Raw genomic sequence first — 25,138 nt, forward strand, 5'->3', positions numbered from 1 at the left:
ATCTTACACTAGTCATTTCTATAAGATAATACGACAGCCTATCCAATTGGAAAGGCTGTCGGTAGCTGAAAGTATTAACATCATTCTGATTGTGCGTCCGTCGGTGCATTAATGTATGTATCTGTAAGCACATCAGTCGGTGCAGCCACAGGCACATCATCCGTTGCTGATTCACTGTTCTGGAGTAGTGCTCTCGGATAGGTCCGTGCACGCTCATAGTACCAGTCAAACAAGAAGCGGGCCATCGCCTGACGTCGGTTATCGCCATCCCACTTTAACCCGGCTGTTGGGTCCGCAAATGAACTCCTTGCTCCAGCTTCCAGCAGAAAGCCATTCATGTGTGCGGTCATGCTGACATTACCGGCTGCTGTAAAAATGGACTTCGTGTTTTGCCCAAATCCATTATTAGAGCCGTTAAACAAATTCCAGTACTCCGAATCGCCGGGCTGTGTTTTGAACCAGGTAAATTCTGTGATATTTATTGGATAGGCTTGAGCTGCCGCCTTAATGTTGGAATCCCATTGCGATTGTAGCTTGTCCTTGTTATCATGCGCTCCGTAGCCCGGATACCAGTGGACAGCATAGCCGTAGTTGTTCAATGGATCTATCAGCGGGTGTTTTGCCGCCGGGCTGTAAAATTGGTTGTATCCAAGTCCTGCAGCCCAGATGACATTATCCGCTCCTTTACTTCGAATCGTGGAAATGATAGAGTTTTGGAATCTTCTCAGATCATTCCAATGGTCAACAAAATCATTTTCGCCAGGATAGCCTCCCCAATGCCCATTCGCATATGACTTAATAGGCTCGTTGATCAGTTCAAACATGACGTTATCCGCGCTATTAATAGCCGGCTGCGAGGCAAGATACCCCCATATTTGATTGAATTTGTCCAGATTGGATTGTGTTGTAGCCTGGTCGTTAGCCAAAGTGAAATCAAGACCAAGGGTAACATAAATGCCCTTTGTTTTCGCATAATTGATGTATGGAATAATCACATTTTGTGTAGCTGCTTGTAAACCTGAGAAATTGTATGACCCTGCGGCCACATCTCCCATATCCTGGCGGTCAATAAACAATCGGACCTGATTCATATACCAGCCGTGGTTGCTTCCATACTTCGGTCTGGTGTCTGCAAAGGTGTCAGTGATATCCTTCAAATAAGCCAAAATTGCTGCATGACGATTGTTACCATTTAAATTGAGATAATAATTACTATTTTGATAGGTCCAGTATGCCCCCGACGGCTGATGCCAGCCACTTAAAACAACAGGTTTTCCGCTGCTGTTCACCAATTGATTGCCCCTGACATGGAGCTTTCCCATAGGCATACCTGACCATGCATCTATATGTTGGCCAAAGACCGGTGTTAAAGGCAATAAGAATACAAGTATCAGAACTATTTTACATACCATACCTAATTTTTTCAAAGAAAGGCCTCCTCTTCAAAAATTTAATTGACTATTATGCCAAAAGAATAAAATGGTATAAACATGTAGTGGCTCCGCTTCCTGAGTCTACCCCATTTCAAAATCGTCATTTCCCCCCTTAATAGAATATTTTAATCCTGATTTTCATTTATTGTATATAATTGTATATCTTACATTTCCAAACCACAACTTGATAAAATTTAGTTTTTTTTAAATTATGCCTCAAGTGTTAAGTTTGCTATTGTGGACGACTCCATTTCAAACTACAATGAAGATGCCAAATTTGGAATCGTTTTATTTTTTCGGTAAGATGGTCAATACTTGAAATAATGTATCATTGTCATCCATTTCTTTCATGTTTGGTCAATCTTTTATGGAGGTGTAAAATGAAGAAGAAATCTTGGTTCACTTTAATGGTCACGGGCATTGTCTCTCTGTTTTTTTCGGTAAGCGTTTATGCGGGGAATGTTTTTTGGGAACCACTTAATGGTTTCAATTCGGGTGCATGGCAAAAGGCGGATGGATATTCCAATGGGAACATGTTTAATTGCACTTGGCGTGCCAATAATGTCAATTTTACGAACGATGGCAAAATGAAGCTTGGCTTAACGAGTTCTGCGTACAATAAGTTTGACTGCGGAGAGTATCGATCGACGAACACTTACAGATACGGCTTATACGAGGTCAGTATGAAGCCTGCTAAAAATACAGGGATCGTATCTTCCTTTTTTACGTATACGGGGCCTACTGATGGCACGCAATGGGATGAAATAGATATTGAATTTTTAGGCAAAGACACGACAAAAGTACAATTCAACTATTATACAAACGGTGTCGGTGGTCACGAGAAGGTTGTTGATCTGGGCTTTGATGCATCAAGAGGCTTTCACACCTATGCTTTCGATTGGCAGCCAGGATACATTAAGTGGTATGTTGACGGGGTTCTAAAGCATACGGCAACTACGAACATACCGAGCACGCCAGGCAAGATTATGATGAATTTATGGAATGGCACTGGCGTTGACGACTGGCTAGGTTCGTATAATGGAGCGAATCCGCTATACGCTGAATATGATTGGGTAAAATACACGAGCAATTAGTCCATAGTATAAAAGCAGCCCTGTAGTGGCTGCTTTTTTTGATGATGCATTGATTTAGCCATGTTCCGGCCATGAAGAAGATTGCTAGAAGTCTATACAAAGCTGGCGATCACCGATGCGCAGCTTGAATATAATCAGTGGTGAGGATTCTGACAATCGTCGTCTTGCCCGCGCCGTTGGAGCCAGGCAGGGCGAAAATCTCACCTCGCTTCACTAAAAATTCGACGCCTTTTAGGACTTCTGTGTCCTTGAAAGACTTTCGCATCCCGATATCCCCCTTTTACTTTGTCTTATCCGTAACCTTTTTCATGGCCTTGTTACCTTCTTGGTCAACAGATTCTTGATAGATGTCAGCGTAAGTTTTTGAATCTTTGATTAGATCGTCGCAGAATGCCGCTACGTCACTGCCTGTCACTTCGAGCACGCCTTTCCCCAAGGCCGCGCCCTCTTCAAAAAGATCGATGATTCCCGAGAGTAAACCTGTCCCGTCGGTTAGCTCAACAGGGCCGACCTTAAAGAGATATTTTTGGATCTCTTTATAAACAATCTGATAATCTTGCGGCAGCGCTTTGACACGCGTCACGTGCGCTCGCCACTCTTTTTTGCCTTCGATGATATCTCGTATTCTCATTTTATCCTCCTCCTATTTACCTAATCTTTTAGCGATATTATTGTTTAGTTGCTCGCGCCACTTGTCGCGAAAAGACTTTGCCCCTTCTTCGCCGGTCAGCGCTGAACAAAAGCCTTTGATGTCGTCACCCAAAACCTCTTGGACACTCTGACCGTCCGCCGCCGTTTCTTCTAGCAGACCAAGCACACCGTCAAGAATTGGCATTAGGTTGCGACCGGTGAAATCTGAGTGCTGCCAAAGATTGGCATTCATTTTTTCCCATGCCGCTTGATAATCAGCTGGCAGCTTTTTGACTCGGGATTCAAAAGTTTTGAATTCTTTAGTCATGTCGCTGCCGGTGAGTTTTTCCCAAAAATTCATTATTTTTTCTCCTTTAACTCGTTAATTTTTGATGATACGAACTCCCATTTTTCCCAGAACTTCCGCAGTTCCTCGCGTCCCGCGTCGTTGATCGCAAAAAACTTTCGCGGCGGTCCCATTTCGGAGGGCTTCTTGGTGATCTCCACCAACTTGTTTTTTTCAAGCCGGATCAGGATGGTGTACACCGTTCCCTCCACAACATCTGTGAAGCCGAGGGCGTTTAGCCGCCGCGTGATTTCGTAGCCATAGGTTTCTTTGCGGCTTATAATTTCAAGGACACAGCCCTCAAGCACGCCTTTGAGCAATTCCGTTAGGTTTTCCAGCACAATCACTCCTTGCTATTCTGTATAACAGGTATGCAGTGTTACTTACTACCGCTATAAAGTATCACGCAGTAGATGAATTGTCAATAGCGTTATCTCTAACACGGATTTTACATTTTCAACTATCCTACCCGTTAGCGTAATAAGGCTGCCATTCAATCCACGGCAACCTCATGGTTTAGTTTATTGAGCTGCCTCAACAAAGACCTCTTCTTTTGCTTCCCGTTTTACGGCTCAATCAGTGTTTAGACAATCATTTTATATATTTGAAATTTGCAACTTTCCCTCTAAGCCTTCCTCATCCTGGTCCGTTCCTCTTCCACCATGAGCCCCTTCTAAAGGAAATCTTTATGCATAGGTATACTCCGGTCCCAATCGTTCGATAACTCGATCCAACTGTCTGGTTAGATAAGGCGAAACGTCACCAATGCCAGCCACTGCTTCTAACAAGGTAAATGGTTGCCCACCCCACGGGCCTTGTGGATCAAAGACTTGTCTACCGATTCGCAAGCCTCCTGTTTCCTTGAAGATGTTCAATCGTTCCAATCCTTCAATAAGCAGTCCAACCGGCAGCGTTTTGTTCCTACGTCGGGACCATTCTGCCAAGAAGGACATGCCGCGTAATATATCATATTCAAAAAACCTCGGAAAGCAAGGCTTCAGCCAATCCATATCGATGACGCTTCTATTTTGTTTAGAACATACAAGACGATGCTCAATTAAATATCGTGCGCCTTCATCTAAGAAAACGGCTTCCTGTTCAGTAAATTCACGGTCTGTATGCCATAAGATAGCTTCAAGCGGAGGAAGTGTTGAAACAATAGAGCTCTTTTTAGAATGAGTATAAGCCTCAGGGTCGCAGTTCAGACCGCCATCAGGTAACTGATGCTTTAAGAGCCATTCGCGAATCCAAGGCAGCTCCTTGTCCAAATCACAGCCATACGCCATTAGAATCATATAGTATACGGCAAGTTCACAATGGCAGCAATCCATCTTCATCTTATCACTTTCACTTGTTGGATGGTCATCGGCGGATATGATGAAGGTCGGCCAGACCTGAGTTTCGAGTAAATATTTTGCTCCGACAATAGCAGACTCGGGAATGAGTTTCACCTCTCCCATTTCATAAAGAGCAGCCATATGCCACCAAGCTCCATCCCATTTTCGACGGCTGCACTCGCCGTGAGTCATTCCCAAATGCGGAGTAGATTCAAGGAACTGTATAGATTCTTCGATTGCTAAACGAATATTTTGATTTGTTTCCATCTGGGTATCTCCTTTTTGATTACCTCTACTTCACGCTTCAGTTAAGCAACGCCTCACCTCGTATACCCTTACACTCTTAAAAAATTCGATATGTTATTAAACTATCCTGCCCGCTAGCTTAATGAAGCATCGGCAGTCTAATACTTTATTTTCTCAGTCTAAAACATTATTTTCTTCTGACATCAGCAACTAAAAAACGGTCATCCTAAACTAGGACAACCGGTTTAAAAGATCAGAACCAATTATAATGTAACTGAACAGTTCAACAATAAATAAGTTTGAATTTTTAGAACTCAACTTTATTGTGTTTTTTCGCTTATGACTCAACTTTATTGTATTTAATTACGTGAACCAAATTTGTTGATTTTACTGCGTTTGCCAGAGCACGTGATAAACACGAAAAATAAAAAGTCTGAAACCACCACAAATTACCATAAAAAGAAAGTTGGAAACTTGTACTATTACGATAATATAATTTTCATAACTATTTCCTCAATATACTGAATGTCGCATATAACGTGCTTAAATGGTCCATTTTCTTTTTCAAAGAATTATCTCTAATAATCTGTCCATCTTTAGTCCATTCTCCATATATTTGAACTAACCGCCCTGTAGTTCGTGAGAGTTCAAGAAGTGCTGTCTTCAGATGCTCTTTTTGAACTAAAGTTAGGTTATTATCCATTTTTATTTTATTAAATTCTTCTATCAAATCTCTTACTAATTCATTATTCACTTCTTTCAATGAAGCCATTATATCTCTAGCTAGTTTATTAATTCTCTTTTTTTATTCGAATGCTAGCTTGATTTTACTTAATTCTTTAAATAGTGAACTTATGGAAGGTAGATTACTATTCCAGCCTCCTGATTCTAATACTGAAAAAAACGTTTCGGCATAATACCAAAAGTCTTCTCCAAGAGCTTCACGTCTCCTTTTTTTCCTGTAGTCTTCGTGTGCCTTTTGTTGTTCTTCTGGTGTCATAGTCAAAAGATTAAACTCGTCTGCAACGATCGGCCATTACTTCTTTTCGTTTTTCGGATTTCTGTTGTGTTTTGTCGGTTTTTCAGTAAATTGAAATCGTTACTCAGCGGCACTTGACGTCAGATTCCTGTGGTGAATTTTTCCCTTTCATTTGGAAAAAAACACCCGGCAGGATGCGTACCGAGAAAAATACGGCATACACCCAAGCCGGGTAAGGGATTAGAAAATAATATCAATGGCCTCTAGCACATCTTGCTCCTGTTCGGATTGCCCGTTCAGGGAAATATCCTTCAACAGCACCGAAGGCTGTTCGCAAATTTGGGTGATGATCACGAGCAGGTCCTGAGCGAAATTGTCGATCAGATTGCGCGTAAACAACTTGGTAGCATACTCAAACTGCCCGTTCATTCCCTCATCCAGCAACGAAATGACCAAGGTAAGATCAAATTGGGAAACCGTATGAGTTTCCGGATAAGATTCGATCTTGATATCCCCGAAGCTTTGAACGTTATCTTCCTTGGTTTCCAGAACAAACATGACATCGAATACAGGATTGCGGCTTTGATCTCGCGGCGCCTGCAGCTTTTTCACAAGCTCCTCGAACGGATAATCCTGGTGGTCGTAGGCCCCCAGCATCGTTTCTTTGACTTCGTTCAAGTAAGCGAGGAACGTCTTCTCCCCGGACGGATAATGGCGAATCGCCAAAGTGTTGACAAACATTCCGATGAGCGGCTCCAGGTCGGCATGTGTGCGGCCCGAAACCGGCATGCCTACAATGAAGTCTTCTTGTCCCGAGTACTTGCTGAGCAGGATTGAATAGGCCGCCAATAACACCATATAAAGGGTGGCGCCGTTCTCATCGGCGATGCGCTGCAAGCTGTCGGTCATCTGCTTGTCGATGCTGAAAGGCAGCACATCTCCCTCAAAGCTGCGAGCGGTAGGTCTGACAAAGTCCGTAGGCAGTTCAAGCGTCGGCAGTTCGCCTTCCAGCACGTCCAGCCAGTAGGCTTCCTGACGTTTCAGCCGCTCTTTTACAGGTTCGGACTGCTGCCAAGCAGCGAATTCCTTGTATTGAATCCGAAGCGGTTCCATAGTCTCGCCGTTATACAGGCGCAGCAGCTCTTCGACCAAGATTCCCATCGACATGCCATCCGTGACGATATGATGAATGTCCAGCATGAGCAGATGCCGTTGCGCTTCCCATTCGACTAAGCCCACACGCAGCAGCGGCGGCCGCTCCAAATCAAAGACGCGCACAAAGCCGTCTACGATGCTCTTCGTTTCACTTTCCGTCGCTTTTGTATACTCGACGGCAAACTTCAAGTCCGGATAAATCCGTTGTACCGGTTCGCCGTCGACCATTTCGAAGCCGGTTCGCAAAATTTCGTGACGAGCTATCAATCCTTTGAGCGCCGCCTCGAATTGATTCCGTTCCAAGCGCCCGACGAGAACCGTCATGCCGGACATGTTGTAGCTAAGCTCGGCGCCTTCCATCTGCTGCTGGATGTATAGCCGTTTTTGCACGGAGGAAAGCGGATAGTAATCCCTCTTATCCAGAACCGGAATGGAGAGGTGTTCCTGCCGCTCCAATTGGCTGATCGCTTCGGCCATCGCTTCGATGGTCGAGTGCCGGAACACATCGCGCAGCGGCAGGTCCACGCTCAGCTCCTTGTGCACCTTGCTGACCAGCGTCGTCGCCCGCAGGGAGTGCCCGCCGAGGTCGAAGAAGTTGTCCGTCACGCCAATCGTGACCGACCCGAGCACGTCCTGCCAGATGGCGACCAGTTTCGCCTCCAGTTCGGTGCGCGGCGCCACGTATTCGCGGCCTGCGCTTGCTCCCCCTTCCGGCGCTGGCAGCGCCTTCCGGTCGATTTTCCCGTTCGGCGTCAGAGGCAGGCGCTCCAGCTCGACGAAGTACGACGGGATCATGTACCCCGGCAACTCGCTGGAGATCGCCCGTTTCAGGTCCGCCGCCGTCAAGCCTTCTTCCGCTGTATAATAAGCGCACAAAGCTTTTTGACCTTCTTGATCTTCCCTGACGACGACGACCGCTTCCTTCACGCCACCTACACTCAGCAGCTTCGCTTCGACTTCGCCCGTCTCAATCCGGTACCCCCGGATTTTCGCCTGGTTGTCGATCCGGCCGATGAAGTCCACGTTCCCGTCCTCCATCCACCGCGCCAAGTCTCCCGTGCGGTACAGCCGCTCGCCCGCGGCGAACGGGCTGTCTACAAACTTCTCTTCTGTCAGCTCCGGACGGTTCAAGTACCCGCGCGCCACTCCGACTCCGCCGATAACCAGCTCGCCCAGCACTCCGACCGGCACCGGGTTCAGATGCGCGTCCACGATGTAGAATTTCGCATTCAGCCACGCTTTGCCGATCGGCACATGGCCTGTCTGCGGCAGCTTCGCCAGCGGCTCGTCGTAGAAACTGGAGTCGATCGCCGCTTCCGTCACGCCGTATGCGTTGATGATTCGGAACAACGAGCCGAAGCGTTCCTGCAAGGTCCGGTAATCCGCCACGCTGCAGCTGTCCGAGCTCGTGATCAACAGCTCCATCCAGCTCATATCTAGCCGCTGCTCGTGCACGTACTCCAGGAACGGCACGATCAGCGCCGGCGTCGATTCGAAGATGGTGACCCGCTCCCGCTCCATCCAGTGGTGCAGACGAGACGGATCGATCCGGTCGTCCTTCGGCACAATCACCATCGTGCCTCCGTTGTACAGCGTCCGCGCGATATCTCCCACGAACACGTCAAACGAGAAGCTTGCGAGCTGCAGCAGCCGCACCGGGAACTGATCCAACCGGTATTCCCGCCGGTAGCCCGCCGCCGTGTTCACCAGGCTGCGGTGCTCGATCATCACGCCCTTCGGCTTGCCCGTCGTTCCCGACGTGTAGATCACGTATGCCAGGTCCTCTGGACGGGCTTCATGAAAGCTGTCGGCATTCGCCCGCTCGTCGCTGTACGACGCTTCGTCGTCGAGGTACAGCACCGCCGCCAGCGCCAGCTCCTCTTCGCCGAGCCAGGCTTCGGCACGTTCTCGCAGCGGCGTTTGCGTCAGCAGCACCTTCGCTCCGCTGTCTTCGAGCATGAACCGCACGCGCTCCGCCGGGTAATCCGGGTCGAGCGGCACATACGCCCCGCCCGCTTTCCAGACGGCCAGCACGGCCACCAGCAAGTCCACCGAGCGCTCGGCCAGAATGCCGACGATCGTCTCCCGGCCGATGCCGCTTGCGCGCAGCGTGGCCGCCAAGCGGTTCGCCCGCTCGTTCAGCTCCGCATACGTCAGCCGCTCGTTCTCGTACACGACGGCCGCCTCTTCCGGCGTGCGCTCTGCCTGTTCCTCAAACAGCCGGTGGAATGCGACTGCAGGAGCCGCTTCCGGCTGCGCCGGGTTAAACGCGCCGAGAATTTGCTCTTTTTCCGCCGCCGTCAAAATGCCCAGCTCGGCAATAGTCGCCGACGGGTTGCGGAGAATGGATTCAAGCAGTTGCAAGTAGTGGGCGGCCAATTTCTCCACCGTTTCGGTTTTATAAAGAGCAGTGGCATATTCAAACAGATATTCCAAGCCTTCCTCGATCTCCGTGACGTCCAAGCTGAGATCGAATTTAGAAACAATTTCTTCGCTGGCATACGTCGACAAATGGAGTCCGGGAAGCTGCATTTCCAAATTCTCTGTATTCTGCAAAGCAAACATCGTATCGAACAGCGGATTGCGGGATAAATCGCGAGCCACGTTCACTTTATCCACCAGTTCCTCAAACGGATAATTCTGATGTTCAAAAGCGCCCAGCGTCGTCTCCTTGATTTCCTTCAAGTAGTCAAGGAACGTCTTACCGGCAGCCGGATAACTGCGGATGGCCAGGGTATTGACGAACATCCCGATCAGCGGCTGAACGTCGCTGTGATTTCTTCCCGCAATCGGCGTACCGACCACCACGTCTTCTTGCCCTGTATATTTATGCAATAATATTGTATAACCAGCAAGCAGAACCATGTAAAGCGTTGCGCCGTTCTCGGCTGCAAGCCGTTTCAGACCCTCGCTTTTCTCGCTATGCATAAACAATTGCAGCGTACGGCCCTCGTAGCTCTGCATAGCCGGGCGCGGATAGTCCGTCGGCAATTCCAAAACCGGCAGCTCTCCGCGGAACATGTCGAGCCAGTAGGCTTCCTGCTTGGCAAGCTGAGCTTTCTGCTCGTCCGATTGCTGCCATACCGCATAATCTTTGTACTGAATGCGGAGCGGCTCCAACTGCTCCCCGCTGTACAAGCGGACGAACTCTTCGATCAGTACGTCAATCGAAACGCCGTCAGATACGATATGATGCGTATCGAACATTAAAATGTGCCGGTCCGGCGCCAGTTCGGCAAGGCCTACCCGCAGAAGTGGCGGCTTCGCTAGATCAAACGGACGAACGAATTGGCGCACCGTTTCTTCCGCCTGCTCCCCGCTGATCTGCACATATTCCACCTGGAAGGCGGCTTCTTCGTAAATCCGCTGAACCGCTTCGCCTTTTACCATCTCAAAACCGGTACGCAGCGTTTCATGACGAGCTACGAGCCCGCGGAACGCTTCTTCAAACCGCTGCCGGTCGAGCTCCCCTTCGAGCAGCATAGCTCCCGGTATGTTGTAGCTCAGCTCGGCTCCTTCCAGCTGATTCAAGATATAGAGACGTTTCTGAGCAGAAGAGAGCGGATAATACTCGCTAGGTTCCGCAGCCGGAATAGCTGTGAACGAGCCGATCTCCAGCCGCTCCATAGCCGCGGCCATTTCCTCAACCGTCGAGTAGCGGAATACGTCGCGAAGCGGGAATTCAACGCCTAGCTCCTTATGCATTTTGCTGACAAGCGTCGTCGCCCGCAGGGAGTGGCCGCCGATGTCGAAGAAGTTGTCCGTTACGCCTACCGCCTTCTCCCGAACAAGCACATCCTGCCAAATGGCGGCCAGCTTCGCCTCAAGTTCGGTGCGCGGCGCCACGTATTCGCGGCCTCCGCCTGCTCCCCCTTCCGGTGCCGGCAACGCCTTCCGGTCGATCTTTCCGTTCGGCGTCAGAGGCAGGCGCTCCAGCTCCACGAAGTATGACGGGATCATGTACCCCGGCAGCTCGCTGGCAATCGCCCGCTTCAGGTCCGCCGCCGTCAAACCTTCTTCCGCTGTATAATAAGCGCCCAAAGCTTTCTGACCTTCTTGATCTTCCCTGACGACGACGACCGCTTCCTTCACGCCACCTACACTCAGCAGCTTCGCTTCGACTTCGCCCGTCTCAATCCGGTACCCCCGGATTTTCGCCTGGTTGTCGATCCGGCCGATGAAGTCCACGTTCCCGTCCTCCATCCACCGCGCCAAGTCTCCCGTGCGGTACAGCCGCTCGCCCGCGGCGAACGGGCTGTCTACGAACTTCTCTTCTGTCAGCTCCGGACGGTTCAAGTACCCGCGCGCCACTCCGACTCCGCCGATAACCAACTCGCCCAGCACCCCGACCGGCACCGGGTTCAGATGCGCGTCCACGATGTAGAATTTCGCATTCAGCCACGCTTTGCCGATCGGCACATTGCCTGTCTGCGGCAGCTTCATCAGCGGCTCGTCGTAGAAACTTGAGTCGATCGCCGCTTCCGTCACGCCGTATGCGTTGATGATCCGGAACAACGAGCCGAAGCGTTCCTGCAAGGTCCGGTAATCCGCCACGCTGCAGCTGTCCGAGCTCGTGATCAACAGCTCCATCCAGCTCATATCCAGCCGCTGCTCGTGCACGTACTCCAGGAACGGCACGATCAGCGCCGGCGTCGATTCGAAGATGGTGGCCCGTTCCCGCTCCATCCAGTGGTGCAGACGAGACGGATCGATCCGGTCGTCCTTCGGCACAATCACCATCGTGCCTCCGTTGTACAGCGTCCGCGCGATATCTCCCACGAACACGTCGAACGAGAAGCTTGCGAGCTGCAGCAGCCGCACCGGGAACTGATCTAACCGGTATTCCCGCCGGTAGCCCGCCGCCGTGTTCACCAGGCTGCGGTGCTCGATCATCACGCCCTTCGGCTTGCCCGTCGTTCCCGACGTGTAGATCACGTACGCCAGATCCTCCGGACGGGCTTCATGGAAGCTGTCGGCATTCGTCCGCTCCTCGCTGTACGAAGTTTCGTCGTCGAGGTACAGCACCGCCACCAGCGCCAGCTCCTCTTCGCCGAGCCAGGCTTCGGCGCGCTCTCGCAGCGCCGTTTGCGTCAGCAGCACCTTCGCTCCGCTGTCTTCGAGCATGAACCGCACGCGCTCCGCCGGATAATCCGGGTCGAGCGGCACATACGCCCCGCCCGCTTTCCAGACGGCCAGCACGGCCACCAGCAAGTCCACCGAACGCTCGCCGAGAATGCCGACGATCGTCTCCCGGCCGATGCCGCTTGCGCGCAGCGTAGCCGCCAAGCGATTCGCCCGCTCGTTCAGCTCCGCATACGTCAGCCGGTCGTTCTCGTACACGACAGCTGCCGCTTCCGGCGTGCGTTCCGCCTGTTCCTCAAACAGCCGGTGGAACGCGGCCGCAGGAGCCGCTTCCGGCTGCGCCGGGTTAAACGCGCCGAGAATTTGCTCTTTTTCCGCCGCCGTCAAAAGCTCCAACTGATTCACGCGGATGTTCGGGTTAGCCGCAACCTTCTCCAGTGCCCGGGCAAAATGACCGTGGATCAGCCTGATGTCTTCCTCTCTGAACGTCAGCGCATTATACGTAAACCGCAGCAAAATATGCTCTTCCGGAATGACGGTAATGTCCAGGTCGTAGTTCGTTTGCTCCGGCGACTGGATATTAGCGATTTTCAGCGCTTCTTGGTCTCCGCCGACGACCTGCTCAATCTGTTCTTCCATCGGATAATTTTCAAAGACCATGATATGGTTGATCAAGTCGCGCTTTTGCTCGCTCAGCGACTGAATTTCGAACAGCGGGAACGTTTCGTAAGCTCCCGATGCCAGCGCTTGGTCCTGGGTTTTTCTCAAGATATCGGCTACCGTCTCCTCGGCTTTGCCTTGAATACGGACCGGGATCGTATTAATAAACAGGCCGATCATGCTTTCGATGCCCGGAATTTCCACCGGACGCCCGGATACGACGGATCCGAATACGACATCCTCGCTGTTGTTGTATACCTGTAGAACCAGTCCCCATACGGTCTGCATGAACGTATTGAGCGTCACCTGCTGCTGGCGCGCCACCCGCTCGATTTGCCCGGTCAGTTCCTTGCTGAGTTCCACATCGATTTCAGCTGCTTCAAAAGCGCCCTGCTTCAGCTGCGTTTTCTCCTGGGGCAGCTTGGTCTGCTGATCGTAACCCGCCAAATACTCGGACCAGTAACGCGAAGCTTTCGCGGCATCTTGAGCTTCCAGCCATTCGATATACCGGGAGTACGAGGTAACCGGAGGAAGCTCCAGCGTCCGCTTCTCGTGGAACGCGAAGTAGGTGTCGAACACTTCCTTGATCATGAAGGACATGCACCAGCCGTCCATCAAAATGTGATGGTGACTCCAGATCACATGGTAGGACTGGTCGCCCGTGCGCAAAACTGTCACACGCATAAGAGAGCCTCGGGCCAAATCGAACTTGTTCGCTTTATCCGCGCTGACAAAATCGGCTATCGTCTTCGCCGGGTCTTCATCGCTTACCGAGCGAATATCTTCGAAGTACACTTCACACTTCCGCTCGCGGAATACCACTTGAATCGGCTCGTCTCTCCAGCCGGTAATAAAGTTGGTCCGCAGCGCCTCATTCCGCTGCACCAGCGTATCCAATCCTTGAGTGAAGGCTTCGACATTCAGGCTTCCGTATAGATCAAAGGTCACCTGTTCGAAGTAAGCTTCCGAATCGGCATCCAGCAGGCTGTGGAACAACATCCCTTTTTGCAGCGGAGTCAAGGTGTATACATTCTCCAGTTCGCCGAGCGCCGCCGTATGTTCGGCCAGCCGCTCCAGTTCCTCCAACGTCACATCTTGAAGCAGTACGTCGCTAGGCGTAAGCTCCGGCCGCTCTTTCGATACGCAATGACTGATGACTTCACGCAAGCTCGATTGAAGCAGGGTGCCTAGGCGCTCTACCGTTTCCCGTTTATACTGGGTTTCCCCATAACGGATCGTGAGTTCCAGCACTCCTTCCGACACCATACCGTTGATATCGAGGACAAAATCCATCACTGCATTCGGGCTTGAATCGGAGCCCGGGCTGAACGGAGACGGCTGCGAGTCGCTGCTTTCGTAATCCTGGTCGAACTGACCCAAATAGTTAAAGCTGATCTCCGGCTCCAAAGCGAAGCGCTCGCCGTCACGCGACGCCGACAAATAACGCAGGATGCCGTAGCCGATTCCTTTGTTCGGAATGCGGCGCAAGCTTTCCTTAACCTGTTTCACCTGATGACCGAGCGCCTGGGCGTGACCCGGCTCCAGAACGACAGGGAATTGGCTTGTAAACCAGCCGACTGTGCGCGTAATGTCCACAGCCGGCAAAATATCTTCCCGGCCGTGGCCTTCGAGATTCACCAGCACGCGTTCCCGGCCGCTCCAAGCTTGTACCGCGAGGCCAAGCGCAGCAAGCAGCAAATCGTTCATTTCCGTATGATAAGCACGGTGTCCCTGCTTCAGCAGCTGTTCGGTTTCCTCTGCCGTCCAGCGAACGGTCACGAGCCCGCTGTCCTTCAGCTTGGATCTGCCTTGTTCAAAATCCTTCGGAAGCGGCTCATAGGTCAATTGCTCGATATGTTGCCAATACTCTCTCTCGCTTTCCATCGCCGGACCGTTCGCATAATCAGCGAGCTGTTTCGCCCACGTTTGGAATGAATCCGTTTTGAGCGGCAGACGGATCGGCTGCCCTTGCAGCGCCTGCTCATAGCCGGCAGCAAAATCCTCAAGCAGAACCCGCCAGGATACGCCGTCTACGACCAAGTGATGGATCGCGATGAGCAGGTGGTCGCCGTCGTCGCAGCGGAACAAGCCGAGCTTCACCAGCGGACCGTTTTCCAGATCGATGCTCGCTTGAATGTCATTCGCCTTAGCCTCTACCGCTTCTTTCACGTCGCCGACTCCTTTGAAATCGACAACTTCCAGATCGAACAGCGCTTCGTTCTCCCCGGTGCCGCGGTTCCAGGCGGTATAGCCGTTCTCGGTTTGGCGGTAAACCGTACGGAGAGCATCGTGATGCACGACAAGCTGACGCACCGCTTGGCGTAAAGCTTCTTCGTCAAAGCCTTGCTTGGAGAACTGCATGAACGCCTGGTTGCTGTGATGTACGTCAGCCGGATTTTGTTCAAAGAACCAGCGCTGAATCGGGGTCAAGATGACCTCTCCCGTCACTTCGGCCTGGCTTGCCGTTCTCTCCGCCGTTTGCAGCTGCAAACTAAGGGCGGAAATCGTCGGGTAATGGAACAAATCTTTCATGACCAGCTTGTACCCCGTTTGCAAAAGACGGGACGATACCTGCAAGGCCTTGATCGAATCGCCGCCGAGCGCAAAGAAATTGTCCATCGTGCCGACCTGATCCACGCCCAGCACCGACTGCCAGACCGACGCAAGTGCTTGCTCGGCAGGAGTACGAGGCGCCGTGTATGCAGCCTCGACACGAATGCTTCCTTCCGGCACAGGCAGCGCTTTACGGTCGATCTTCCCGTTCGGCGTAAGCGGCATTTGATCCAGGCGCATGATGCGCGCAGGCACCATATGGGAAGGCAGCGCGGCGTCCAGATGGGCCACAAGCCTTTCCAGATCGAAGCTGGAATCCGCTACGACATACCCGCACAAATATTTCTGCCCCCGCTCGTCCGTCCGGTCGATGACAAGCGCTTGACGCACGCCGGCAAAATTTTTCATGGCCGCTTCAATTTCACCAAGCTCGATCCGATAGCCGCGAATTTTAACCTGGTTGTCGATCCGGCCGATGAAGTCCACGTTGCCGTCCGGCATCCAGCACGCCAGGTCGCCCGTCCGGTACAGCCGCTCCCCAGCAGCGAATGGGCTGTCTACGAATTTCTCCGCCGTCAAATCCTGGCGGTTCAAGTAACCGCGGGCCACACCCGCTCCGCCGATAACCAGCTCGCCCAACACCCCGATCGGCACCGGCTTCAGATTCGCATCCACGATGTAGAACTTGGCGTTCAGCCACGCTTTCCCGATCGGCACGCTGCCCGTCTTCGGCAGCTTCTCCAGCGGCTCGTCATAGAAGCTCGAGTCAATCGCCGCTTCCGTTACGCCATAGCTGTTAATAATACGGAACTGCGAGCCGAAGCGCTCCTGCAAGGTGCGGTAATCCGCTACGCTGCACGCATCCGAGCTTGTGATCAGCAGCTGCATCGAGCTGAGGTCCAGACCCTCGGCATGCACATGCTCCATGAACGGCACGATCAGCGCCGGAGTCGATTCGAACACCGTCACGGCGTAGTCGCGAATCCAGCCGTAGAGGCGGGTTGGATCAATCCGGTCGTCCTTCGGCACGATGACCATGGTGCCGCCGTTGTACAGCGTCCGCGCAATGTCGCCGACGAACACGTCGAACGAGAAGCTCGCGAGCTGCAGCAGCCGGATCGGGAACTGATCCAGGCGGTATTCCCGCCGGTAGCCCGCCGCCGTGTTCACCAGGCTGCGGTGCTCGATCATCACGCCCTTCGGCTTGCCCGTCGTACCAGAGGTGTAGATGACGTAAGCCAAATCGCGCGGCTTGTTCACATTCGCCGGATTCGATGCGAGATCCGCCGCTAGTACGTTCTTCTCGGCTTCTGCCGTGGCGGACGTTTCGGCAGAAGCCGTTTCCGCTTGCGCCAAAGCCTCCGCCTCTGCGCCTGCTTCGCCCACAGCCGCTTCCGCTGCTCCGAGGCTGTACGTCGCGGCGTCGTCAAGCGCAAGCACCGTTTGCAGCACTATAGCTCCGTCGCGGCGCCAAGCTTCCGCCTGCTCCAGCAGGCGGGTCTGCGTGAGCAGCACCGACGCCCCGCTGTCCGCGAGCATATACTCGATCCGCTCCGCCGGATAGTCCGGGTCGAGCGGCACATAAGCGCCGCCCGCTTTCCATACGGCGAGCACCCCGATCAACAGTTCTGCCGAACGGCCGGCCAGAATGCCGACCACCTGCTCCGGCTTTACCCCGCGCGCCCGCAGTGCATACGCTAGACGATTGGCTTTGGCGTTCAGCTCCGCATACGTCAGCTTGCTGTCTTCGTAGACAACCGCCAGCGCTCCCGGAGTGCGCTCCGCCTGCTCCTCGAACAGCTCGTGGAACGTTCTCTCTCTCCACGACTCATCCGCTTCCAAACCTGTACCCTCTGCGGCGGGTTGCTTCGCAAGAGCCGAAGACGACACGTCAAACCCGACCAGCAAATCATGCTTTTCGCTGTCCGGCAAGATATCCAAATCTGAAATCCGCGCACCCGGCTGAGCCAGGATCGACGCCAAAAGCTGCTCGTAATGACCCGCCAGCCGTTCCATCGTTTCCTGTCTAAACAACGAGGTAGCGTACTCGATCTTGCAAACCAGCTCGTTATCGGCTTCCACGATATCAAAGCTAAGATCAAACTTTGCCGTCTTTTCCTCGATGTCGAACAGCGACCATTGCAAGCCTTCCAGGGTTAAATCCAAGCTTTCGTGTTTTTGCAAAGAAAACATGGTGTCAAACAGAGGATTCCGGCTTAAATCCCGGCTCACCTGAAGAACTTCCACCAGCTCCTCGAACGGATATTCCTGGTGCTCGTAGGCTCCAAGCGTCGTTTCCTTCACTTCCTGCAAGTAATCCATGAACGTCCGCTCCGCCGCCGGACCCAAGCGAAGGGCCAGTGTATTGACGAACATTCCGATAATCGGCTGCAGGTCGGCGTGAGAACGGGCGGCAATCGGAGTGCCGACCACTATATCTTCCTGTCCCGCGTATTTATGAAGCAATACGGAGTACGCAGCCAGCAGAAGCATGTATAGCGTCGCCCCCGAATCGCCGGCAAGCCGTTTGAGAGCTTCACTTTTCTCCGCATCCAGCGTAAACGTGAGCGTTTGACCGTCAAACTGCTGGACGGCCGGGCGGGAGAAGTCGAGAGGCAGCTCAAGAACCGGAAGCTCGGAGCTGAATACCTCGCGCCAGTATTCCTCCTGCCGTTTGATGCGCTGGCGCTGCTCCTCGGATTGCTGCCAAACGGCGTAATCCTTGTATTGAATCCGCAGCTCCGGCAATTCTTCCCCATTGTAAAGCCGCACGAATTCGCGCAGCAGCACGTCCATGGAAAGGCCGTCGGAACCAATATGATGAATATCCAGCGCGAGCAGGAATTTCTTTTTCTCCAGTTCGATCAGCAGGGCGCGCAGCAAAGGCGGCTGGGTCAAGTCAAAAGGCTGAATGAAGCCTTCAAGAATGGCCGCAACCTGATCTTCGCTTGCTTGAAGCTTCTCGACCTTGAAAGCTACGAGCGGATGAATACGCTGAACCGGCTCCCCATTCACGATTTCAAAACCGGTGCGCAGCATATCGTGCCGGGCCACCAAAGTAGTCAGCGCCTTTTCCACTTTGGCCTCGTTCAAAGCCCCTTCCAATTGCAAGGCGCTTGGGAGGTTGTAATTCAGCTCCGAGCTATCCAGCTGGTGCAGGACGTACAGCCTTTTTTGCGCGGAGGAAACCGGATAGTACGCTTTCTCTTCCGCTTTCGGAATCGAGCTGTGCCGCGTTTCTTCCAAGCTGGCAATAGCTCCGGCCATCGACTCTACCGTCGTATAGCGGAACACATCGCGCAGCGGAAGTTCGACGTTCATTTCCTTCTGAATCTTGCTGACAAGGTTCGTCGCCCGCAAGGAGTGGCCTCCGAGCTCGAAGAAATTGTCCAGGACTCCAATGCCCGAGTAGCCAAGCACTTCCTCCCAGATCTTCACAAGCTGGGACTCCGTCCGGTTACGCGGCGCTACGTATTCGACGCCCGTTTGTAAGCCGCCTTGCGGCTCCGGCAGCGCTTTGCGGTCCACTTTGCCGTTGGTCGTCAGCGGCATGCGCTCCAGCTGCACGAAGTACGACGGGATCATGTACCCCGGAATTTCCTGAGCCAGCGAGGTTCTCATTTCGCTGACCGTCAGCGTTCGGTCCGCCACAAAGTAGGCGACAAGCGCCTTCTCGCCCTCGCCGTCCTGACGGGCGAGCACCACCGCTTCTTCCACGCCCTCGACGTTCAGAAGCTGCGTCTCGATTTCGTCCAGCTCGATCCGGTACCCGCGGATTTTGACCTGGTGGTCGATACGGCCCAGGTATTCGATGTTGCCGTCCGGCAGCCAAGTCGCCAAGTCGCCCGAGCGGTACAGCTTCTCCCCCTCCGCAAACGGGGATTCGACGAACTTCTCCGCCGTCAGATCCGGGCGGTTCAGGTATCCTCTCGCAAGGCCTTCCCCGGCCACGTACATTTCGCCCGCTACACCGATCGGCACAGGGCGGCGGTTTTCATCCAGGACGTACACCCTCAGCGTCGGGATCGGCTTGCCGATATTGCTCTTCGCCGCCTCCATTTCGACCCACGTGATTTCCTTATACGTCACGTGAACCGTCGTCTCGGTAATGCCGTACATATTGATCAGCTTCGTCTCCGGGTACTTCGTCTTGAAGCCCTTGAGCTGCAGCGGACTCAGCGCTTCGCCCCCAAAGATGACGTTGCGAATCCGCAAATCGTACGGATGGTCCGCCAAGACCTCACGCAGCAGCTGGTAGAAGTACGTTGGCGTCTGGTTCAAAATGGTAACCTGTTCGCGGCCCAGCAGCGCCAGGAAATCGGCTGGACTTTTCGCTGTGAGCGGCGGTACGATGACCAGCTTGCCTCCGTTCAGCAGCGCTCCGTACATTTCCCAGACAGAGAAATCGAAGCAGAACGAGTGGAACAGCGTCCACGTGTCGGACGGCCCGAAGTCGAACAGGTTCTTGTCGTTGAACAGGAGGCGCACGACGTTCTTATGTTCGATCAGCGTTCCTTTCGGTCTGCCGGTCGTTCCCGACGTGTAGATGACATATGCCAGGTTGACCGGCCCGGAAATCGGCTCCAGGTTCGAAGCATCCAGCGCATCGGCGGAGTCCGCCCCTCTGTCGCCCCAAACGTAATCGTCCAATTCGAGGCGCGTTCCTGCGAAGTCGGTCTTCTCGTGCAGATGCTTTTGAATCAGCAATAACGGCGCGCCCGAATCCTCGATCATGAAGCGGATACGCTCCTCCGGGTAGTCGGGATCGACAGGCACGTATGCTCCGCCCGCTTTGAGAATCGCCAGAATGCCGACGACCATATCGAGCGAGCGTTCGGCCAGAATCGCTACCAGTTGGTCCGCTTCTACTCCCGTCTCCCGCAGCTTCCGCGCAAGGCGGTTGGATCGCTCGTTCAGCTCACGGTAGGTCAGGTGCCGCTCGTTCATGACGGCGGCCACGTTATCCGGGTAAAGCTCCGTCTGTTTTTCGAACAAGCCGTGAATCGTCTGCTGCCGCGGGTAGTCCGCCTCCGAATCGTTGAAACCGCGCACCAGCTCACGGATTTCCTCCTCCTTGAGCATTTCCAGCGAGGCAATATCCCCGTCCGGCGCTGCTGCGATGGTTTCAAGCAGCTTGTCATAATGTCTGGCGAACCGCTCCGCGGTCTCCTGTTTATACAAAGCCGTAGCGTACTCTAACCGGCATTCGAGCTGACCGTCCAGCTCCGAAATATCCAGGAGCAGCTCGAACTTGGATGTTCGGTTTTCCAGCGGATAAAATGATTGCTCCAGCCCCTCGATGACAATTTGCTCGTTCTCCGTATTTTGTAGGGCGAAGAACGTGTCAAAGAGCGGATTCCGGCCGGTCGCGCGCGGAATGTGAAGACTTTCTACCAAGTCTTCGAACAAATAATTTTGGTGTTCGAAAGCCCCGAGCGTGATGTCCTTGATTTCTTCCAGGTACGAAAGGTACGGCTTGGAACGCTCCGGACGGCTGCGAATGGCCAGCGTGTTGATAAACATCCCTACGATCGGCTGCACTTCTTCCTGCGTTCTTCCGGCAATCGGCGTTCCTACGATCAGATCTTCCTGACCCGAATATTTATGCATAAGGATGGTGTAAGCCGACAGCAGCACCATGTACAGGGTCGTCCCTGTCCGTGCCGCCAGCTCTTTCAGCTTCTCCGTCCGATCTTTCTCGATATAAAACTTCACGGTTCGGCCGTCAAAGCTTTGCACCGCAGGCCGCGGGAAGTCCGTCGGTAGCTCCAAGACCGGCAGCTCGCCCGACAGCTGTTCCAGCCAATACTCCTTCTGCGGCTGGAGCATCTGCCCGTAAGCTTCGGAATGCTGCCAAACGGCATAATCTTTGTATTGAATGCGCAGCGGGGCCAGCTCCTCGCCCCGATACAGGCGGCTGAACTCATCGAAGAGCAGCGCTGTCGAAATGCCGTCCGAGACGATATGGTGCATATCGAACAGCAGAATGTGGCGATCCTCGGCGACTTCGATCAGGCCGATGCGGAGAAGTGGCGGCTTGGTCAGATCAAACGGGTGATAGTAAGCTTCCACCACTTGCTCCACTTCCCGCTCGCTCGCCTGGAAATAATCTACAGCAAACTCCACCTCGTCATAGATGCGCTGGACAAGCTCGCCTTGAACCTGCTCGATTCCGGTACGCAGCGTCTCATGGCGCTGAATCAGCGCCCGGAACGCGTGCTCGACGCGCGTGCGGTCCAGCTTGCCTTCGAGAAGAAGCGCCGCCGACATATTGTAGCTACGCTCGGCCCCGTCAAGCTGGCGCAGGACGTACAGACGCTTTTGCTCGGATGAAACCGGATAGTACTCGGCCTCAGCCGCCTTTGTAATCTCATACGTCTCCTGCTGCCTTAAACCGCCGATTCTTTGGGCCAACTGTTCGATCGTGGTGTAGCGGAAAACTTCCCGCAGCGGAACCTCGACTTGCAGCTCTTTCCGAATCTTGGAAACCAGCGTGGAGGCCCGCAAGGAATGACCACCCAAGTCAAAGAAATCGTCTTGGACTCCAACTCGCGCAATACCCAGCACCTGCTGCCAAATGAGAGCAAGTCTTGTTTCCAGCGTTGTGCGAGGAGCCACATACTCACGGCCTGCTTCTACCTCTCCGGTCGGTTCAGGCAGCGCCTTACGGTCAATTTTGCCGTTCGGCGTGAGCGGAAGCTTATCAAGAGACACCAGCCGGGCCGGGACCATATGGGCCGGCAGCTCTTGCTTCAATTGGGACAGCAGATCGCTCAGTTGCAAGGAAGCATCCGCCGCCACGTAGCCGCACAAATACTTTTGCCCCTGCTCATCCATCCGGTCGGTCACCACAGCCTGCTTGACGCCCGGGAAACGCAGCAGGGCCGTTTCAATTTCGCCGAGTTCGATCCGGAACCCGCGAATTTTCACCTGATAGTCGATCCGGCCGATGAAGTCGACGTTGCCGTCTTCCAGCCAGCGGGCCAAATCGCCTGTCCGGTACAGACGTTCGCCCGGCACAAACGGGCTGTCCACAAACTTCTCGGCGGTTAGGTCCGGACGGTTCCAGTACCCGCGTGCCACCCCGGCGCCGCCGATGACAAGCTCGCCCGGAACCCCTACAGGAACCGGCTTTAACGCGGCATCGACAATGTAAAACCGGGCGTTCAGCCAAGCTTTGCCGATCGGCACATGACCCGACGGCGGCAGCTTATCCAGCGGCTCACCGTAAAAGCTGCTGTCAATGGCCGCTTCGGTAACGCCATAGCTGTTGATGATGCGGAATTGTCCGCCGAATCTTTCCTGCAGCAATCGGTAATCGGTGACACTGCAAGCATCCGAGCTGGTAATCAGCAACTGCATGGAGCTAACGTCCAGCCCTTCTTCATAAATATGCTGCATGAACGGCAGGATGAGCGCAGGCGTCGATTCGAATACCGTAATGTTTTGGTCCCGAATCCAGCCGTATAAGAGGTTCGGATCAATCCGGTCATCCTTCGGCACAATCACCATCGTGCCTCCGTTATACAGCGTCCGCGCGATGTCTCCGACGAACACGTCAAACGAGAAGCTGGCCAGCTGCAGTAGCCGCACCGGAAACTGATCCAACCGGTACTCGCGACGGTACGCATCCGCCGTATTCACGAGACTACCGTGCTCAATCATGACGCCTTTCGGGCGTCCCGTCGTACCCGAGGTATAAATCACATAAGCCAAGTCTTGCGGGGCGCTGCCGGCAGATTCAAATTCCACGGCTAAGGCATCCCCGTTATAAATCTGTTCATCGTCCATGGCATAGACAGCTTGAAGCTTCAGCCGGTCATCGGCCAACCAACCTCTGGCCCGCTCCAACAGATGACGCTGCGTAAGCAGCACCGATGCATCGCTATCGCTGAGCATGTACTCAATCCGCTCCGCCGGATAATCGGGGTCCAGCGGTACATAGGCTCCGCCGGCTTTCCAAACGGCGAGCACCCCAACCAGCAGTTCCACTGAACGCTCCGCCCAGATCCCCGTAATCGTCTCCCTTCCCACGCCCTGTTCGCGAAGGAGAGAAGCCAACCGCTCGGCGCGTTTGTTCAATTCGCCGTAGGTCAGCTGTTTGTCCATGTAGACGACTGCCGGATGATCCGGAATTTCCCGGGCAAACTTTTCAACATACCGATGAAACGCTTCTCCCTCGCTCAGCCCTGCCACCGGCGGGTTAAAAACGTTGAGAATGCGGTGTCTCTCCTCATCGCTCAGCAGAGAAATCTCGCGTATCGGCAGTTCGGGAGTCTGAAGAAACTGGTCCAGAACGGTTACATACTGTTCCATGATCCGATCAATCTCGGCCGTCTCGAACAGGCCGGTACGATAGGAAGCATGGAGAATTACATGGCCTTCATTCAGCATATGGTCGAAGCGCAGCAGCAAATCGTCCATCTCGTGCCTAGCGAAGTGAGCCTCCAGGCGTACCTTGATTTCTTCGTACTCCACGATTTTCAAAGGCAGATATTCCAGAGACGTACGGAACAGCCCCGAAAGATCGTTGCGGCCGTGTTGTTCGCGTAAATCCTGGATCAATTGGTTATAAGGGTATTTCTGATACCGCAGATCTGCCGTATTCTCCTTGGAAACCGTTTGGATCAAGGAAAGCACGTGTCTGTCTGGATTCAGACGAATCCGCGTAGCCACGGTGCTGACGAACATGCCGATCGTTTCTTTTTCCTTCTTGCTGGTGCGATTGGCGAAAACCGTGCCGACCGGAACATCGGTGCTGTCGGTCAGCTTGTACAATAAAACGTACATGGCGGACAGAAATAACGTATATAAGCTGACCTGATATTGTTCGCTGAAGGCCAGAATGCGTTCATACCGGGAACCGTCCAAAGTGATGGACAGTTTATTGGAATCGCTGCCGATCGAGAATGGCGGATACGATTTAATGCCGGTCGTTTCAGGCAAAGTGTTGTACTTTGTCAGCCAGTATTCCTTGCCTTTTTGATAACGCTGCGATTGCTCATATTCACGCTCCGAGGAAATATAATCCAGGTAGGAAGGGACCTGGTAACTGCTGGAGATGCCTTTGCGCAGTTCCAGGTATTTTTCCATCACCGCATGCAGCAAAGCATTGACGGACAAGCCGTCGGCGATAATATGATTTACCGTCAAATTGAGCCATACTTGGCCGTTCGCAAAATGGATAATCGTAAATTGGTAGAGGTGTTCGTCGAACACGCTGGCCGGTTTTTCGCTTACTTCTTTCACCCAAGCATAGAATTGTTCGGTTGTGCCTATTTCGAGGCGGCTTATCCTAGCTTGGACATTCTCCGGCTCTTCGAACCACTGCGTTGGATTTTGCAAATCCCCGCTAATGCGGATTCGGAAAACGTCATAGGTTTTGACGATCTCTGCCGCCGCTTGCTCCAGAAGCTGTGTGTTGATCTCGCCCGTAATCTGGTAGGTCGCGGAAAGCATCGTGATTGACGTTCCCGGATTCATAATTTCCATGAACCATATTCGGCGCTGGGCTTGCGTTAGTCCATATTGCTCGTTGGTATTCTCTCTCACATCGACACACTCCCGGTTTAGAGATTCTTTATAGATAGGCTTTGTACCTAGATGTCACTTAGTCACTCTTA

At 53.3% G+C, this 25,138-nt stretch carries 9 protein-coding genes and 1 pseudogene; 1 reads left to right on the plus strand and 9 read right to left on the minus strand.

The features are described from left to right. Positions 1 to 80: 80 nt before the first annotated feature. Positions 81 to 1,427, minus strand: a complete 1,347-nt coding sequence (locus MKY35_RS22575; RefSeq protein ID WP_342444878.1) for a cellulase family glycosylhydrolase — start codon at positions 1,425 to 1,427, stop codon at positions 81 to 83. Positions 1,428 to 1,840: 413 nt separating this feature from the next. On the opposite strand from MKY35_RS22575, the gene MKY35_RS22580 reads away from it, so the two are divergent. Further along, the gene (locus MKY35_RS22580; RefSeq protein WP_230585153.1) at positions 1,841 to 2,527 is read left to right on the plus strand and encodes a glycoside hydrolase family 16 protein; all 687 of its coding nucleotides are present in this window, start codon (positions 1,841 to 1,843) and stop codon (positions 2,525 to 2,527) included. A 136-nt stretch (positions 2,528 to 2,663) separates the two neighbouring features. On the opposite strand, the pseudogene MKY35_RS22585 reads toward MKY35_RS22580, so the two are convergent. The 8 genes and pseudogenes from MKY35_RS22585 to MKY35_RS22620 all read right to left on the minus strand — a co-directional run. Next, positions 2,664 to 2,792: pseudogene (locus MKY35_RS22585) on the minus strand (ATP-binding cassette domain-containing protein); the annotation flags it as partial. Between the two features lie 15 nt (positions 2,793 to 2,807). Beyond that, positions 2,808 to 3,158, minus strand: coding sequence for a DUF1048 domain-containing protein (locus MKY35_RS22590; RefSeq protein WP_039273850.1), 351 nt, complete (start codon positions 3,156 to 3,158; stop codon positions 2,808 to 2,810). A gap of 12 nt (positions 3,159 to 3,170) precedes the next feature. Then, on the minus strand, positions 3,171 to 3,518 hold the full coding sequence (locus tag MKY35_RS22595) for a DUF1048 domain-containing protein (RefSeq protein WP_342444879.1): 348 nt from the start codon (positions 3,516 to 3,518) through the stop codon (positions 3,171 to 3,173). Beyond that, entirely contained in the window at positions 3,518 to 3,844 is a 327-nt protein-coding gene (locus MKY35_RS22600) for a PadR family transcriptional regulator (RefSeq protein WP_342444880.1), read from the minus strand. The genes MKY35_RS22595 and MKY35_RS22600 overlap by 1 nt, the downstream gene beginning before the upstream one ends. A gap of 345 nt (positions 3,845 to 4,189) precedes the next feature. Further along, positions 4,190 to 5,107, minus strand: a complete 918-nt coding sequence (locus MKY35_RS22605; RefSeq protein WP_342444881.1) for a hypothetical protein — start codon at positions 5,105 to 5,107, stop codon at positions 4,190 to 4,192. Between the two features lie 484 nt (positions 5,108 to 5,591). After that, on the minus strand, positions 5,592 to 5,849 hold the full coding sequence (locus MKY35_RS22610) for a hypothetical protein (protein ID WP_342444882.1): 258 nt from the start codon (positions 5,847 to 5,849) through the stop codon (positions 5,592 to 5,594). Positions 5,850 to 5,891: 42 nt separating this feature from the next. Then, entirely contained in the window at positions 5,892 to 6,086 is a 195-nt protein-coding gene (locus tag MKY35_RS22615; RefSeq protein WP_196245378.1) for a hypothetical protein, read from the minus strand. Between the two features lie 219 nt (positions 6,087 to 6,305). Beyond that, positions 6,306 to 25,067, minus strand: a complete 18,762-nt coding sequence (locus MKY35_RS22620; protein WP_342444883.1) for a non-ribosomal peptide synthase/polyketide synthase — start codon at positions 25,065 to 25,067, stop codon at positions 6,306 to 6,308. Between the last annotated feature and the right edge of the window lie 71 nt (positions 25,068 to 25,138).

The organism is Paenibacillus sp. FSL L8-0638, assembly GCF_038593075.1.
GTDB classification, from domain to species: Bacteria; Bacillota; Bacilli; order Paenibacillales; family Paenibacillaceae; genus Paenibacillus; species Paenibacillus polymyxa_D.